The following is a 17,503-nucleotide window of genomic DNA, read 5'->3' as shown; positions in this document are numbered from 1 at the left end:
GCTTATACCCGGCAGCCCAGAAAGCCTCATATTGATGTAACAGCACTGACAGAAGGTTTGCCTATGGCTTTCTGAGCATCGAACTCACGTTTTCTAAGCTGCCTGTGCGGCAGTGAACTCAGGCACGGCATCTACCCCGCTACCGGTTCTTTTCTAAGCTGCCTGTGCGGCAGTGAACTACAAGAAACGTCCGTAGGCAGTCCCAACACATTTCTAAGCTGCCTGTGCGGCAGTGAACTACAAGAAACGTCCGTAGGCAGTCCCAACACATTTCTAAGCTGCCTGTGCGGCAGTGAACCGATATCGCAGTGGACAGGTTAAACGGGCAACTTTCTAAGCTGCCTGTGCGGCAGTGAACTACTGCTCTCTGTCTTTCCAGGTACCGGTAATTTTCTAAGCTGCCTGTGCGGCAGTGAACCCGAAGTTGAACATAAGCCCGTGCGTCACTCTTTTCTAAGCTGCCTGTGCGGCAGTGAACAGTGCGACGTTATCCAGCAAGGCGTTGACTGATTTCTAAGCTGCCTGTGCGGCAGTGAACCTCCGGCAGATCACCGGCAAGACCAGCAGCAATTTCTAAGCTGCCTGTGCGGCAGTGAACGGGCAACTGAATATCAAGATGGTTGTTCTTGCGTTTCTAAGCTGCCTGTGCGGCAGTGAACGCGCACGCTCGCTGCTGATGTCGTCGTCCAGATTTTCTAAGCTGCCTGTGCGGCAGTGAACAGCGAAGCAGCCACACCAGAAAGAACCTGCATTTTCTAAGCTGCCTGTGCGGCAGTGAACATTACAGATCCGATCCGTTCATTAGGTGGCCTTTTCTAAGCTGCCTGTGCGGCAGTGAACCCTCTATCGCATTCTGCTGGAAGACTGGGAGCTTTCTAAGCTGCCTGTGCGGCAGTGAACAGTCGGGTGATTCGGTCCTGCTTCGCGTCTACTTTCTAAGCTGCCTGTGCGGCAGTGAACTGAAATCCGATGCCCGGGGCTGCGTGATGGAATTTCTAAGCTGCCTGTGCGGCAGTGAACCTATGAGCGGGTGGGGGATACGGATCAGTGGCTTTCTAAGCTGCCTGTGCGGCAGTGAACGCCCTGGCGTTCATCTCCTCCGCATCGTTCACTTTCTAAGCTGCCTGTGCGGCAGTGAACAACTGAGAGCCCTGGTGGAATGGACTGAATACTTTCTAAGCTGCCTGTGCGGCAGTGAACACATAGTTTTTGATGTATTGGTTTCATTCCAATTTCTAAGCTGCCTGTGCGGCAGTGAACCCATAATCACACTCGGCCACATACCAGCCACATTTCTAAGCTGCCTGTGCGGCAGTGAACATCTTCTGGCTTACCTTCACCTTGGGGATCGGTTTCTAAGCTGCCTGTGCGGCAGTGAACGATCGCAGATTCACCCTGACGAACTCCGGTGATTTTCTAAGCTGCCTGTGCGGCAGTGAACCTATGAACTGATCGTTGCTGCGTACCCGGATCTTTCTAAGCTGCCTGTGCGGCAGTGAACAGCTATGCCGGTTACGGCCTGGCGTTTTATATTTTCTAAGCTGCCTGTGCGGCAGTGAACTCCATGCCACTTGGCAACCTGATAACCGTCACTTTCTAAGCTGCCTGTGCGGCAGTGAACGCCGTGGGGGCAGGATTCCGGCACTATCCAAGTTTCTAAGCTGCCTGTGCGGCAGTGAACGCCGTGGGGGCAGGATTCCGGCACTATCCAAGTTTCTAAGCTGCCTGTGCGGCAGTGAACGGCTCCCTCCCACGTTGCCGCCGCGCCTGTCTTTTCTAAGCTGCCTGTGCGGCAGTGAACCGCGATTTCTTCAACCCTTGCCCTGTTGTCGTTTTCTAAGCTGCCTGTGCGGCAGTGAACTTTGCCCTGCGGTTAAATGCCAGTGACAGTCATTTCTAAGCTGCCTGTGCGGCAGTGAACCTGAGTTTTGAGTATAACCTCCCCCGTATTTAAAGGGATAGAACTCTAAAAAGGCTTTTTGACCCAAAAAATAACACTATCTGTAACCACTTGATTTATAAGCTCCATTTTTTTGCCCCAAAAAAAGGGTGAAATATAGAACTCAGGTCAATTGAATCAATATTCACTCACCGGCACAATGCACTAAGGTTCACCCTGCCAGCTGGGCAGCATAAATTGCAAAACAAGGCAGATAAGTTGATCAAAATACAAGCAGCGTTTCGCTTTATCTCTGCTACCCGTCAGTATCTGATGCGTAAAATGAACAACAGAGTTCAGCACAGGAGTATCTCACAATGGAGGTGTTGACTGATCTTAAGGCAATTCTGCATTCAAAAAGGGCCAATATCTATTACCTGGAAAAGTGCCGGATCATGCAGAAGGATGGCCGGGTGCTCTATCTCACCGAAGCCAAAAATAATAACCAGTATTGGAATATCCCCATTGCCAATACCACCTGTCTGCTATTGGGGAACGGAACCTCTATCACCCAGGCTGCTGTTCGTATGCTGGCTTCTGCCGGTGTGTTAATCGGTTTTTGTGGCGGCGGCGGTACTCCCTTGCTTATGGCAAATGAAGTGGAATGGTTATCGCCGCAAAGTGAATATCGCCCCACGGAATACATGCAAGGCTGGATGCAGTTCTGGTTTGATGACCAGAAACGATTGCAGGCAGCCAAACAGTTGCAGCTCGGCAGAATTCAGTTTATGAAAACCATCTGGGGCAAAGACCGAGACCTTAAGAGTGAAGGCTTTCTCATTGATAACATCATGCCTGAGCTTGAGAGTACTGAAAGCACCATCAACAAGGTAGGTAAAGTCAATGATTTGCTACAGGCAGAGGCCCGGCTGACCAAAACTCTGTATAAGTTTGCAGCACGGCAAACCGGTTATGGCTCATTTACCCGTGAACGCAGCGCAGAAGATCAGGCCAACGCCTTTTTGAATCATGGTAATTATCTGGCTTACGGACTGGCAGCAACCACGCTTTGGGTATTAGGCATCCCTCACGGCTTTGCAGTGATGCACGGCAAAACCCGTCGGGGAGCCCTGGTATTTGATGTAGCTGATCTTATCAAAGATACGCTGGTTCTTCCCTGGTCGTTTATCTGTGCAAAGGAAGGCGCTACAGAGCAAGAATTCCGTCAACAGTGTTTGCAGGCTTTTACGGATCATAAGGCCCTGGATGTTATGTTTGACCAGGTGAAAGCAATCGCCCTGAAATCTGACTGGGAGTAATCAGCCATGATGGTCACCTTTATCTCTCAGTGCGAAAAAAATGCCCTGAAAAAAACACGACGGGTTCTGGATGCTTTTGCAGATCGAATTGGTCACAACACCTGGCAAACCATTATTACTCAGGATGGTTTAAACGCCGTTAAAAAACTGCTGCGGAAAACAGCGACTAAAAGCACCGCAGTCAGCTGCCACTGGCTTCGGTCACGGTCTCGCAGTGAACTGGTTTGGGTGGTGGGCAAACGCAATGCCTTTAATAACAAAGGTCTGGTGCCAGTCAATCAAACCCGGCGAACCCTGATTGGCACAGAGTGGGAAAACAGCTGGACTATGGCAACCTCTATACAGATTGTTGCCGTACTCGCTGCACTCCTGCATGATCTGGGTAAAGCAACGGTTGGATTCCAGCGAAAACTGAAGGAGTCCAGGACTCAACAATCGGACCCTTACCGTCACGAGTGGCTGTCCCTTCGCCTTTTTGAAGCACTGATTTCTGACTGCACGACGGATAAGGAATGGCTGGAAAGATTATGCAACCTTCCCGTCTATTTCAAACAGCACCCCAATTGGGTTGACTCCCTATACAACGACTATGCACACAAGAATAAATCCAAAGGCATCGCCCATCTCCCGCCATTGGCAAAACTGGTCGCCTGGTTGACAGTTACCCACCACCGCCTCCCTTGTGATGACAGGCATGATTTCAGAGAAAGGGAGAAACTGCGTCATCAATCCAAGTTTTTGGGATTGGATCTTGCTCGCTTTTACAAACGACTGTCTGCTTATAACTACTGGGTTTTCTCGGAAAAAGCGCAAAATGAACGCAATGACGCGGGGGATTTCTGGCGTTTTTCCGCCCAGGCCACAGACAGTCTGGTGTGGCAAAAAACCGTGAAGCGCTGGGCAACTAAAGCATTGAACCATCCTCCGCTATTGAACTTACCGGAAACAAGCAATCCACTGTTGATGCATTTGGCACGCTTATGTCTTATGGTGGGTGACCATAACTACTCCAGCCTGCCTGCGGATGACAAACGCCGCGTCACCGGCGACCAAAGCCTTACAACATCACTGATCGCCAATACTGATCGCCAGTCAAAACAACCAAAACAAGCGTTGGATGAGCACTTACTGGGGGTTGCCAGGTTTACGAGTGATTTTGCGCGATTACTACCACGGTTTGCCCACGAACTGCCATACCTCGAAGATATCAGCCCATTTTCCAAACGTACTTCAACGCCAAGGTTTCAGTGGCAAAACCAAAGTTGGAACCTGGTAAAAAAACATCAGAAAGAGGCTCGTCAGCAAGGCTTCTTTGGTGTAAACCTAGCCAGCACAGGCTGTGGTAAAACCTTGGGCAATGCGCGGATTATGGCCGCACTCGCTGATCCCGAGCGAGGCCCCCGCTTTACCATTGCCCTTGGCTTGCGGGTGTTGACCCTTCAGACAGGGATAGCCCTGCGGGAAAGACTAAACCTGGATGATACCGAACTGGCTATCCTGGTTGGTGGTGCAGCACAACGCACACTGTTTGATTTACAACAACAGGCGGCAGAGGAGAGTTCAGAGGATAACGGCAGTGAATCGGCCAACGATCTGATTATCGATAAACTCGACTACGAAAACTGTGTACTGGATAAATCAACCCTGGGAACCATTATTCAAGACCCCAAGGCCAGCGACCTGCTCTATGCACCGGTGGTTTCCTGCACTGTTGACCACATTATCAGCGCCACAGAAACGCTGCGCGGTGGACGACATATTGTGCCAATCCTCCGTCTGCTGACCAGCGATCTTATTCTTGATGAGCCGGATGACTTTGATCAAAATGATCTGCCTGCCCTGAGTCGTCTGGTGCATATGGCAGGTATGATGGGGAGTAATGTCCTGCTCTCTTCTGCAACCCTGACACCCGATCTGGTTCAAGGGCTCTATGTAGCCTACCAGAAAGGCCGCCAGCTATGGCAGCTCAACCAGAACGGGAAAAGCACAGGGGTCTACTGTGCATGGTTTGATGAATTCAACCAGCATATTGAGCCATGCAGTAACGAACAAACCTTTGCCGAACGCCATACACAATTCACTCGCAAGCGTATGAAAGCGTTGAATGCGCTGCCACCGAAACGTGTGGGAGAGATTCTGCCCACAGTACTTCCCCGGGCAACTGAGGAGGAAAAAATTCATAACCGCACTCTGGCCCAAATTATTACCGATGCCTGTAAGCGCCTGCACAACAACTATCATGAAACCTGCCCTGCAAGTCACAGAACTGCCAGTGTTGGACTGATAAGGATGGCCAATATTGATCCCATGGTTGATCTGGCCAGAGCACTGTACCAGTCACCGTTGCCAGAGAATATTCAACTGCACATCTGCTGTTATCACGCCCGACAATTGCTCTTTTTACGCAGTCGGCTGGAACATAAGCTGGATCGCATTCTTAACCGGAATAATGGTAAGAATCTGTTTGACCATCCGGAAATTACCAGCGCCGTTCACAGTGGCGATAAAAAACATCATATTTTTATCGTACTCGCCACAGCCGTGGCTGAAGTGGGTCGGGATCACGATTACGACTGGGCCATTATTGAGCCATCATCCATGCGCTCAATCATTCAGCTGGTTGGGCGAGTCTGGCGACACCGACCAGACAAGGTAGTGACCGAAGCCAATGTGCTGATTCTTGATAGCAATATCAAAGCCCTGCAGGCCGGGAGTCATTTGGGGGTCGGCGCTCCCGCCTTCCTGCGGCCCGGATTCGAAAGCAATAACCATCTTCTCAGCAGTCATCGCTGCTCCGATGACCTAATTACTGATCAGCAGCTGGCCAATATCAATTCGATTCCTCGAATAGCCAGGCCCGATCATCTCCAGCCAACCCAACGGCTAGCCGACCTTGAACACGCGGTTATGGCTGATCTGCTCAACGCAACAGTTACCAACGTTGTCAATGCCTTCTGGCAGCACAACAGTGCAGCACAGACCAACACCCATATGCAGCGGGCGACTCCATTTCGGTATGATCCGATACCGCAAGTTGATGTTGTTGCGGTACCTGACGAGGACTCATCTTCAGGGATTCGATTCCGTTACGCAGAAAAAGCCTGGGAGAACCCCAAAGGGCAGGACAGTATAAACAGCAAGTTTGCTTATCAGGAATTTGTACCGGAAAGTACCACAAGCCAGCCCTGGCTGGTCGGTGATTACCACACGGCACTGGATGATCTCTGTGCACAACTGAGTAACGAATCATCACTAAAGACGGCTATCCGCTTTGCTTCTATACGATTGGCTCAAGAGAGGAGCTGGTGCTTCCATCCATGGTTTGGGTTCTGGCCGAACTAAGTCATACAAAGAAGGGCTTCTACCAAAAAGCCCTTCAGGAGTCTGCCTGTTCGGCAGTAATTTGTGCGTAAAGAACCGCACTTGCATTTTATGAGCTGCCTACTCGGCAGAGAGTGAAAGTCTACCACAGCCATAAAAATTTGTAGGTCTTTATAAATTTATGAAGAAGCGCACATGCATGGCAGAAATAATTTGATATACTGTCATTCCTTTTGAGCAAGTAGAGGTGAAGAGAAGCCATGGAGTCAATCACACGTGATGACGTCATCCAGGCTATTGATCAGTATCTTAGAGAGCAGCTCCAGAGCAAGCTGGAGCCAGAACAGAAGAAACTGGACAAGACAGAGCCTGGCAGCGATCAAGCACAAAAGATTAGCGATAAAATAACCGATTTCATAAATCGCTATGACAGAGCTAACTGGATGGAGACGCTCGCGAACAAATATACCGGGCAAATCAAATTCGGAACCCACATATCCAAAGGCGTTCACCCCGATTCCAAAGGGGATAATATAAACTTCAGGCCTTCCTCAACTCTGCCTGCCGGTATTGTCGGAACCCAGTGCTTATCAGCCTCAGCATTAGATGCCAACGGCAATGCCGCTGCCTTACCATTAGTCGCTTTTTTTAACATCTCAGTAAAAGGTGCCCTCCTGCGGGATCTAATCCTTGCACACCACCCCGGTCTGGAGAAAACCTTTGCTACTGATCCGACACTTTCTGCTCAATATCAGCAGAAATTTTATTCCTCGCTGGCTGCGCAAACAGATTCACCCACAACCTCAGGACGGAACAAACAGTTGCTTTGGCCCCGAAATAATGCGATAGCAGAGGATAACTATCATTGCCTGGTGCCGTTGTACCCCTCGGCACTGATCAACAACTTTTCTGGCACGATATACAGTAAACGCTTTAGTGAAGAGAACAAAAATGCCCGGGACAATCGCAAAAAAAAGAGCGTTGAGCAAAAAGCCTATGTTTCTGTAATATCCCTGGCAGCACTTAAAATAGGTGGTTCAAATCCGCAAAACATTAGTTCTCTCACCAGTAAACAGCGTGGGGTTAACCTGCTGCTTGAATCCCTGCCACCCACCTACTCCCGACAGCAAGATTTTTCTCTAAGCAAACAACAAGAAAGCTTCTTTAGCAGGAGTCTTGCTTATCACTGTTATGAAGGGCTGCAGATGCTGTATGCGGTCATTGAGGCTGCCAACAGCAACAAGGATATCCGCGATCAACGCAAGGAGGCTCTCGACCTGATTCTTGGCCAGATTCTGCAAATGGCAGCCTATGTACAACAAAGCTTCCCGGCAGGATGGAGTGAAAACTACCAGCTAAAAATGGCACATAAACTCTGGCTTGATCCTCTGCGGGCAAACCAGGAGGACCAAACCGCCTTCAAACAACAGAGGGAAAAAGGTGAATGGGTCCAGAGCGTTATGCAGGATTTCGCACTCTGGTTGAATAATCTGCTGCAAACCAGATTCAAAAAACAGGCCACAGACTTTGACGATGTGGAATTCAGAGAATGGCGACGGGAAATGGAAGCAACCATCAAAGCCAGCCAGCGAAATAATGCGGGGGTATTTTCATGAGTGATGTGGACTTCTACCTGCATATTGCCCAGATCAAGGTACAAGGTGCCAACGCTATCTCCGGCCCCCTCAGTTATGGCTTTCCTGCCCTGACTGGCTTTTTGGGCGCTGTTCACGCTCTTGAACGTAAAATCCGGTTTCCTGTCAGCCTGACGTTTGACGGCGTATTAATCGCCAGTCATGAGTGCCGGATAAGGCGGTATCGTCCCCATGCGTTTAGCGATTACACATTCAATCAAAGCCGCAACCCAATCAGGAAAAACGGAGAGACCGCAGCAATAGTCGAAGAAGGCAAGGTTGATATGACCATCAGTCTGGTCCTCCCCATACGCTGTGCAGACTACGATGACGAAGACTGGCTTAATGACAATGAACAAGCGTTTTGTCACTGGGTCAGCCAAACCCTGCAGCAACAGAGAATGGCGAGTGGCAGTGTGTTTGGTATCAAAACGGTTGAGCTGGTACCGGCAGAAAATCTGGATCAACTAAAAGCCCGTTTGGCACCGGCCTTTATTCTTGTGGATGCCCGCCAGGAACTGATAGAGATTACCAACCAGCTACAACAGCAATCACCCGATGCAACGGCTCTGGATGCACTTCTAGAAACGGCAATATTGCATCATATTCCCGAGCAGCGGCCCACCAGGGGTGAAGACAAAGAACCAACCGTGCACTGGAAGACGACCAGTGTAAAACATGGCCGTGGCTGGCTGGTGCCGATATCGGTCGGCTATCAGTCAATCTCACCACTTTTTCAACCGGAAGCCATGCAACATAGTCGGGCTCCCCACTACCCAAGCCAGTATGTCGAGACACTCTACAGCCTTGGTCGCTGGGTTTTCCCTTATAGCCTCAACTCACTGGATAACGCCTTCTGGCGGATGAAAACCGGTGAAAACGGCTTGTACCTGATTGAGCAAAGTGGCAACTGATAACAAAGGAGTTATGCAATGACTAAATTAACAACAGCCTCAGTTCTCGCCTTCGAACGTAATCTGGATATCTCCGATGGGGTATTCAGTCAGTTCAATAGTGAACTGGACCATCCTCAGGAGTCTGTGATTGCCATTCGCACCAAATCCATTCGGGGCACCATCTCCAATCGCCTGAAAAACAAGGATGCTAACGACCCGGCCAAACTGGACGCAAAAATTCAGGTACCTAACCTGCAAACCGTCGATGTAGCCATGTTGAATAATGACAATGACACTCTCAAGGTCAATTTCACCTGCAAGGTTATCCCTTTTGATGGCACCCCCAGTGTCTGTAATAACCAACCCTATCAGGCCAAGGTGAAAGAAGTGGTTGCTCAATATATTCAGGAGCATGGTGTAGAAGAACTGGCAAGGCGTTACGCAGCCAATATTCTTAACGCCCGCTGGCTGTGGCGTAACCGTATCGGCAGTGAGTCGGTTTCAGTCATTGTGCGCTGCAAAATTGATGGCACAGAGAAGAGTGTTGCCATCGATAATGCCCGTCAACTGAGCTTGCAGAATTTTGATCACCAGCCTGATGAAATCACCACTGTCGCTCAATGGATAGCTTCTGGTCTGAGTGGTGAGCATTTTATTCTTCTCAATGTTGAAGCTCATGCCCGCCTGGGCTTTGGTCAGGAAGTTTACCCTTCTCAGGAGCTGGTACTGGATACAGGAAAAACCAAGAGCAAAGAGCTCTATGTTGTCAATGAATCCACACGTCAAGCCGGCATGCACTCCCAAAAAGTCGGTAATGCTATTCGCACCATTGATACCTGGTACAGTGACGATGCAATGATGCCCATCGCCATTGAGCCTTATGGTTCTGTAACAACTCTGGGCATGGCGTTCCGGCAGCCAAAGGTAAAGATGGATTTCTACAGCCTGTTTGATAACTGGGTACTCAAGGATAAAGAACCTTCTGTAGAGCAACAGCACTATGTAATGGCTATCCTGATTCGTGGTGGCGTCTTTGGTGAATCCGGCAAGGAGTAATTATGGACAGCTACTGTGAGCTCAAAGCACTGGCCAACCCAGAGATTATCCAGTCTACTGTGGTATCAGCACTCATGCAGGCACTGCACTCGTTGCTGCCGACCTATGAGGGTCGAATCGGTCTTGCTTTCCCAGCCTACGGGCAACACCACACACTGGGGGGCATAATACGTATCCTTGGTAAAAAGGTGGATATTGATGCCTTCCATTCGGTGCTGGCTAATCATTCCGTTCTCCGGGATTACGCTCTGCTGACACCAGTCAGTGTGATACCTGAAGGGATCTCTAAACACAGCTGCTACTCTCGGAAGCAACCTAAGGGCAACAGCCGTTACCAGAGGCAAAAAAAGCGCCACCTTGAGCGGGGAACCTGGTCAGAGGCATTGGAGCAGGCTATCCATGCACAAATCTCGAAACCACTTCGTCTTCCTCATGTTGGCCTCAAGAGCAGCAGCAACGGGCAAAGTTTTCTGCTGTTTATAGAGCGCCATAACAAAGCCAAGGCTGTAGATGGCCAGTTTAACAGCTACGGGCTGGCTTTGGATCACGCCACTGTTCCTGAGTTCTAGTACAGAAAAGCGCTAATGCCCATACACACTCCCATGCTTGCGTGGGAGTGCATACCGGAGCCTTCTGGATGTGGAATAATCCATTTCTAACCGGAATCATGGATGTTAAACGGAGGTTCTAATTTGTACAGCGGTTCGATATGCATTCTCACGGGAGTCCTTGGGAATATGTTCGGAGGGCTTGAACAGCCTCGGGACCTTGGGAATGAGGGTCTGTGTGTATAACAAAGCGCGGCCACATTAATGCCTATAGGAAGCCACTGTCGCCAGCGGCACTCAAAGACCCTTTTTTTGCTCTCTAAAAATATATTTATAATCAATGAATTAAATTCACTCTAAAAAATAGGGTGACTCTTCCTTTTTTCGATGGAACCCTTGCAGCAACTACTCTTTGTGCATATTGTCTTTGTTCACTGCCGCACAGGCAGCTTAGAAAAGTGACCCTATCGACAAAAGCCGAAATTCCCGGTTCACTGCCGCAAAGGCAGCTTAGAAAATGATGCGGTTAGCGGCACAGAAGGACTGGAAGTTCACTGCCGCACAGGCAGCATAAAAAAACCACATCGAAGTTGTTGGCCAGCAATTCAAGTCCACTGTCGCAAAGCCACCCCCAAAACAAGACAAACGCCTCACCACCATCAACAACTTTTTGGATATAGATGGACGTTTACCCCTCCCCCCACAACACCATAAATGGAACCAAATAATCATATTAAGGTCGAAAGGCGGTGTTTATAGCCAAGTGTGCAGGGTTTATCTTGAAAGCGACAGCATTAACCTACTCTCACCCAAAGCCTGTTTTACGGGTTGGTCGACAAACCGGTTCCAACGGGATTCCTGCCCCCTCCGGCAGCACATTTATCGGTAAAAGAATATCAAATCTTCAGTCTAACAGAGGGAAAACCACTGCCCCGGATGAAGGCAAATGGATTGAGGACGCCTTTTGGAAAAGAAAACCATTAAACGGGCGTCATGTGACCTCGGCGGTGGTGCTTCAAGCTTATTATAAATATGACAAGAGCTCTCTAAGGCCTGGCCTCTTCCTGCAAAAACTTTGCTTGAAGAACATTCTACATGGCAATAAAAAGATTACCGCAGACCAGGTCATGCAAGAACTCAACCGGGAACCAGTTCAAAGCAACAAGCAGGCATTGGCGATAGCACGCTTCAAAGCGGAATGCTGCCATAGAGGTCTGTTGTTGAATAACCAGAAGGTCACACCGGAAGCGGTGGTTGAAGGTTATCAGGCGGCCAATGCCACACTGGAGTTAGCCCGTTTCAAGCAGGAATGTTGCCTGAACCACCTGCCGTTAAATGGCAGGGAAGTCACACCGGATGAGGTGGTTAAGGGTTTCCCGAATAGTCCGGAAGGCAGACTGGGGGTAGCGCGCTTCAACGAGAAATATTACCTGAGAGGGCTGGCGTTGGATGACCAGCAAGTCACGCCGGATACAGTGGCCAGGGGTTATCTGGCCATCAATGCGACACTGGAGCTGGCGCGCTTCAAAGAGACATGTTACCTGAAAGGCCTGCCGTTGAATGGCCAGCAGGTCACACCGGACGAGGTGATTACGGATTATGAGACCGCCGGGGCAGTACTGGAGCTGGCACGTTTCAAAGCTGAATGTTACCTGAAGGGCTTGTCTTTAAATGGCCAGCAGCTTGCATCGGGGGCAATAGCCAGGGATTTTCAGGAAGCCAATACGACACTGGACCAGGCACGCTTCAAAGAGGATTGTTGTTTCAGGGGCCTGACGTTGAATGGTCAGCATGTCACACCGGATGCGGTGGTTAAGGATTTTCGGGCAGCCAGGGCAACTCTGGAGCTGGTGCGCTTCAAAGCAGAATGTTGTCTGAAAGGTCTGCCGTTGCATGGCCATCATGTCACCCCGGATGAGGTGGATAAGGAGTTCCCGGACAGCCCGGCAGGCAAACTGGGCAAAGCACGCTTCAAAGAGACATGTTGCCTGAGGGGGGTGCTGTTGCATGGCCAGCAGGTCACACCGGATGAGGTGGCCAGGGACTTTCAGGAAATCAGGGCAACACTGGAATTAGTGCGCTTCAAAGCCGAATGTTGCCTGAAAAACCTGCCATTGAATGGCCAGCCAGTCACACCGGATGCGGTGGTTAAGGACTTTCAGGCCGCCAAATTAATACTGGAACTGGCCAGCTTTAAGGGGCAATGTTGCCTTTTGGGCCTCGCGTTGAATGGTCAGCAGGTCAAACCGGATTCAGTGGTTAAGGATTATCAGTCCGCCAGGGCCCCACTGGAACTGGCACGCTTCAAAGCAGAGTGTTGCCTGAGGGGCCAGCTGTTGAATGGCCATAAAGTTGCACCGGATGAGGTGATGAAGGATTTCCCGGAATGTCCGGAAGGCAAACTGGGGGCGATGCACTTTAAAGAGCAATGTTGCCTGAATGGCCTGGCGTTGAATGGCCAGCAGGTCATGCCGGATGAGGTGGTTAAGGATTTTCAGACCGCCAGGTCGACACTGGAGCTGGCACGTTTCAAAGCGGAATGTTGCCTGAGGGGGCTGTTGTTGAATGGCCAGGAGGTCACACCGGATGAGGTGGTCAAGGGTTTCCCGGTGAGTCCGGATGGCAAACTGAGAATGGCGTATTTCAAAGCGGAATGCTGCCTGAGGGGCTTACCGTTGGGTGGCCAGCAGGTTGCACCGGATACAGTGATTAAGCACTATCAGGCACTTCAGGCCAAATTGGAGTTATCGTACTTCAGAGCGGCATGTTACCTGAAAGGCCTGCCGTTGAGTGGCCAGCAGTTCACACCGAATGAGCTGGACAAGCAATTCCCGAATAGTCTGGAAGGTAAACTGGGGATAGCGCGCTTCAAAACGGCCTGTTTCCTGAGGCAACTCCCGTTGAATGGCCAACTGGTCACACCGGATGAGGTGGTAAAGGGTTACCGGGCCGTCAGGGCAACCCGGGAGCTGGCACACTTCAAGGCGGAATTTTGTCTGAGGGGTCTGCCGTTGAATGGCCAGCTGGTCACACCGAATGAGGTGGTTAAGGAATATGAACGGGGAGGCTGGTTGCACGATCGAGATTTTTTTTATTCTCATCTGCCATTGTCTGCAAAATCTCAGTTAACATTAAGTATTTCATGATTTCATGAAAGTAACGCCAGTTAAAATATCGATAATGATACTTAAAGAAATAGACTACCGCTCATTAACCACTTTTTGTTGTAGCAAAGAGTGGTATGTTTGATGCCCTTCCCCAGCACAAAATAAATGGAACCTGACAGTTATATTGAGGTCAAATGTCGTTATTTGTAGTCAGGGGATTATTTTGCAAGCAACAGCCTCAGCTTACTATCACCCGGGGCCTGCCAGCCGGGTTGATCAACAAGCCGGTTCAAGCCGGTTTCCTGACCGCTTCGAAAGTACCTTTAACGGTAAAAGAGTCACCAGCCATCAGTATTATGGAGGTGCCACCGTTCCCCCGGATGGCAAAGATGTTGAGGATGCCTTTTGGGAAAAAAAACCATTACAAAAACGTAAAATAACCCCGGCTGATGTACTTACCGTTTATGGAATGGACACCAGTTCTCTTAGAAGCGGCTTCTTCCTGCAAAAGCTCTGCTTACGGAACATGCGATGTAACAGAAGAAAGATTACTCCGGATCAGGTCATTCAGGAATTCACCCGGATGCCAGACCGAAATCATAAGTACAAATTAGCGATAGCGCGCTTTCTGGATCAATGTTGCCTCAGAAGACTGCCGTTGCATGGTCAACAGGTCACACCGGATGCGGTGGTTAAGGGTTATCAGGCAACCGGGGCAGCACTGCCGCTGGCGCGCTTCATAGCGGAATGCTGCCTGCGGAGGATGACAATGTATGGCCAGCCTGTCACTCCGGATTTGGTGGTTAAGTGTTTTCAAGCCGCCAAGGCACCCCTGGGGATAGCGCGCTTCAAAGCAGAATGTTGCCTGAGGAGGCTGCCGCTGAATGGCCAGCCGGTCACTCCGGATGCGGTGGTTAAGGGTTTTCGGGCCGTCAGGGCCACATTGGAGGAGGCACGCTTCAAGGCAGAATGTTGCCTGAGACATCTGCCCTTGAATGGCCAGACGATCACTCCGGATGAAGTGGTTAAGAATTATCAGTCAGTCGGGGCAACACTGGAACTGGCACGCTTCAAAGAGGCATGTTGCCTGAGAAATCTGCTGTTGAATGGCCAGCCGGTCACTCCGGATGCGGTGGTCAGGGAATATGAACGGGGAGGCTGGTGGCGCGAAAGAAATATTTTTTGTTCTCAGCTGGGATTGAGTGCAGGAGAGTCGAAAATTCCTGCCCGGATAACAAGGAGGTATTAGAAGCGTTTAGTTTTAACCACCAGCAGCAAAAGTCCCCCTGCCTGTTCCAACATTACCTGCCCTGCTTTTAAGGGTAGGCAGTGTTGCATAGGAATCTTTATCGCTGACCAGCATATAAACACCACTGGGCCTTATTCCCGTTCGCCTGGCGTAGGCTTTCACGGAAGGGTAGTTGATTCCTGTGTCCGGATTATAACAACTGCCATCTGGCCGCTGCATAATATAGTGATCCCGCCTGACTTTGAGACCATGATCATCCAGACCGAGCATTGAGTAATTGCAAACATGTACAAGCAGCCGCTCATTCCGGCACAACCTCGGCGGTGAAGTGCGATGCACCGGACAATATTTTTTAATTTCTCTCCAGCTTACAGGATCTCTCTGCCCGAAATACCACTCGGTAAGCCATGATGAGCAATATAAGCGACTATCAAGCCCAAGCAGTCTGGTAGCATTCCTGATACCCACCGGACCAGAAGCAGGGCCGTTATTCAGGTCTCCAAGAAGATCAGGCTGCAACTCCCCATTACCACTGACAAGCCTGCCGGTAATTGCATAAATCGCCGCCTCAGCACTTCTGTCCAGAATGGACTGACCATTAAATTGATAGAGTCTATTGTTGGGTATTTGATTTATACCAAGCTCATAAGCTGCCTGCTGCAGGCACCTTGCCGCACAGCTATTGTTGTACTGTTGCTTTGGTAAGGTATCGAAGTGGTTTGCACCAACCAATGTTACGCGCCTGCTGCCCAGGTAAGACTTGATAAATCTGGCATCACGCAAATCCCAGATTTGCTGGACCACATCGGATTCCGGCACCGTCACTTTCCAGCGAAACAGCCAATAGGCAAATCCTTTAAGCCTGCCCAATCCCTTGCCGGTATTGTAGATACAGGATGCAGCATCACGACCGGAAAACTGCACATAACCTTCACTGATAGCAACACCCATATTGTCTTCCCTGAATAGCTGTCACAACCCAACAATGGTTGGGCATTTGGAGTATCTTACTTTGTCATTACCAAAACTTGAGTGACGAAGAAGTAAGCAAACCTGACAATTGATACCACTTAACCTGATCGATCCCCCTCCGGGAGCCATCCGGGACATGATTAACCACCGGCCCCGCTGGGTATGCATTGTGATCACAGATTAATAACCGTCAGTTCGACACGCTATTTGAACACTCTCTGTGCTGGTTCCATGCCTGTCGGCCTCAGGCAAAACTGATTCCTGCCAATAACAGGGAGCGAGCCGCCCGTGACTGGATAGAAAAGCAATACTGGAACGATATAGAGGCTTATTGCGAGACGCCAACAGAGGCTCCAGCTTGAACAGGACTTTAACCACAGGGTGGGTAGATTACCCGGAACTTCGTACGGAACTGGGTAAAATTTATCTGGCCCGTGAGGAATTGCTACCACTGCATAACAACCTGAGTGAACGACAGATCAGGGAATATGTGAAACATTTCCTTGCAATGCGTGGCAGACCATATATGACTCTATCTTTCGACAAACCTGGCTATCAAAGGAAAAAATGAGTCAGATTGAGGACAGTTAATCCACTCAGGGACTGGATCGATCTCTGTTTTATCTCTTCTGACAATGCGAATCGTGTTGAATTGTTCACTATATCTACTGATACTTTCCTCGAGCTTATGAATCGCTATATTTGACAGACAACCAAATGCAGATATATACAACGAGTTCCCGAGATAAAATTGAGAGTGTATTGGTTTAACAACGCCATCAACAGAGGTTTCACAAAACTGGACAATATCGCCCTTTAGGGGGCTTGCCGGGTCGAAGGGGAGTGTTTTTGCCTCTGGCAAAGACATATACCAGTCCTCCCATTGTGCATGGGTACGATCGATATCGTCGTAATAATTTATCCCGAATGCCAAATAATTAGCTAGCATATGACAACTCGCTCCAAGAGTTACCTCACCAGATCCCCACCAATTACGTATTTTGTCCGTTTGCCTGTATGAGATACAACCTGCAACACCTTTTTGCAATATTTGTACAATCCTGGACTCAAAACATTGTTGATACAAAGTCTTATTCTTTTCAGGAATGTCGCCAATGATCGCTGATTCAGTTAAAAGGGGAAAAGCTTTTTCTTGCTCTAAGCTTTCATACTGAACACCATCTATGTCAAAACAATATCCAGATATGGCATTCTCCTTGATAAATGGATAAGGGCAGGAGGCTAACGAATAATATGAAGCGGGTGAGTGTACCCTCTCTAGAGTATCTTCCTCTTTGCGGCTGCCTTCAGCCATCGTTTTTAATGGCTGTTCAACTTTATTTTCACAATTTACGCTAACAATTGTGCGAGACTTCAGAAAAGACGACTCCGCATTTTGTTGCATCTCTGGAATAGATATACCCTCGCCTGCATTTGAGCCCTTATCACTTTGGGGAGAGTTTACAGGCATATGATCGCCCATTGACATTGTATTCAAACCTGTCCGAAGAATATCCATGTT

At 49.4% G+C, this 17,503-nt stretch carries 10 protein-coding genes and 1 CRISPR repeat array; of the genes, 8 read left to right on the top strand and 2 right to left on the bottom strand.

Features of this window, described 5'->3' with window-relative positions:
* Window positions 1–90: 90 nt before the first annotated feature.
* A CRISPR array of direct repeats spans window positions 91–1,921; the repeat unit is 28 nt; unit sequence TTTCTAAGCTGCCTGTGCGGCAGTGAAC.
* Between the two features lie 335 nt (window positions 1,922–2,256).
* From cas1f to ACO6VE_RS10470, 8 genes are all read left to right on the top strand, one after another.
* On the top strand, window positions 2,257–3,198 hold the full coding sequence (gene cas1f / locus ACO6VE_RS10505) for a type I-F CRISPR-associated endonuclease Cas1f (protein ID WP_422461207.1): 942 nt from the start codon (window positions 2,257–2,259) through the stop codon (window positions 3,196–3,198).
* Window positions 3,199–3,204: 6 nt separating this feature from the next.
* Window positions 3,205–6,540, top strand: a complete 3,336-nt coding sequence (gene cas3f / locus ACO6VE_RS10500) for a type I-F CRISPR-associated helicase Cas3f (protein ID WP_422461205.1) — start codon at window positions 3,205–3,207, stop codon at window positions 6,538–6,540.
* Between the two features lie 239 nt (window positions 6,541–6,779).
* Complete coding sequence (gene csy1 / locus ACO6VE_RS10495) at window positions 6,780–8,135, top strand: type I-F CRISPR-associated protein Csy1 (RefSeq protein WP_422461203.1); 1,356 nt, start codon at window positions 6,780–6,782, stop codon at window positions 8,133–8,135.
* The gene (gene csy2, locus ACO6VE_RS10490; RefSeq protein ID WP_422461201.1) at window positions 8,132–9,067 is read left to right on the top strand and encodes a type I-F CRISPR-associated protein Csy2; all 936 of its coding nucleotides are present in this window, start codon (window positions 8,132–8,134) and stop codon (window positions 9,065–9,067) included. Before csy1 ends, csy2 begins: the two co-directional genes overlap by 4 nt.
* 18 nt (window positions 9,068–9,085) lie before the next feature.
* Window positions 9,086–10,105, top strand: a complete 1,020-nt coding sequence (csy3, locus tag ACO6VE_RS10485) for a type I-F CRISPR-associated protein Csy3 (RefSeq protein WP_422461199.1) — start codon at window positions 9,086–9,088, stop codon at window positions 10,103–10,105.
* 2 nt (window positions 10,106–10,107) lie between these two features.
* A complete protein-coding gene (cas6f, locus tag ACO6VE_RS10480) occupies window positions 10,108–10,674 on the top strand; it encodes a type I-F CRISPR-associated endoribonuclease Cas6/Csy4 (RefSeq protein WP_422461197.1) in 567 nt (188 codons plus the stop codon).
* A 758-nt stretch (window positions 10,675–11,432) separates the two neighbouring features.
* Entirely contained in the window at window positions 11,433–13,799 is a 2,367-nt protein-coding gene (locus ACO6VE_RS10475) for a hypothetical protein (RefSeq protein WP_422461195.1), read from the top strand.
* Window positions 13,800–13,983: 184 nt separating this feature from the next.
* Window positions 13,984–15,009, top strand: coding sequence for a hypothetical protein (locus ACO6VE_RS10470; RefSeq protein ID WP_422450915.1), 1,026 nt, complete (start codon window positions 13,984–13,986; stop codon window positions 15,007–15,009).
* A 12-nt stretch (window positions 15,010–15,021) separates the two neighbouring features.
* Here ACO6VE_RS10470 and ACO6VE_RS10465 read toward each other — a convergent pair whose 3' ends face one another.
* Both ACO6VE_RS10465 and ACO6VE_RS10460 read right to left on the bottom strand, forming a co-directional pair.
* Window positions 15,022–15,960 carry a hypothetical protein gene (locus ACO6VE_RS10465; RefSeq protein WP_422461193.1) on the bottom strand — a complete coding sequence of 313 codons (939 nt, stop codon included), beginning with the start codon at window positions 15,958–15,960 and terminating at the stop codon, window positions 15,022–15,024.
* Window positions 15,961–16,513: 553 nt separating this feature from the next.
* On the bottom strand, window positions 16,514–17,500 hold the full coding sequence (locus ACO6VE_RS10460; RefSeq protein ID WP_422461191.1) for a hypothetical protein: 987 nt from the start codon (window positions 17,498–17,500) through the stop codon (window positions 16,514–16,516).
* Window positions 17,501–17,503: the final 3 nt, after the last annotated feature.

This window comes from Endozoicomonas sp. ALB115 (assembly GCF_049310245.1).
GTDB lineage: Bacteria > Pseudomonadota > Gammaproteobacteria > Pseudomonadales > Endozoicomonadaceae > Endozoicomonas.
Note: the sequence above shows the minus strand (reverse complement) of the source record. Positions and strands in the feature narration are given on the sequence as shown.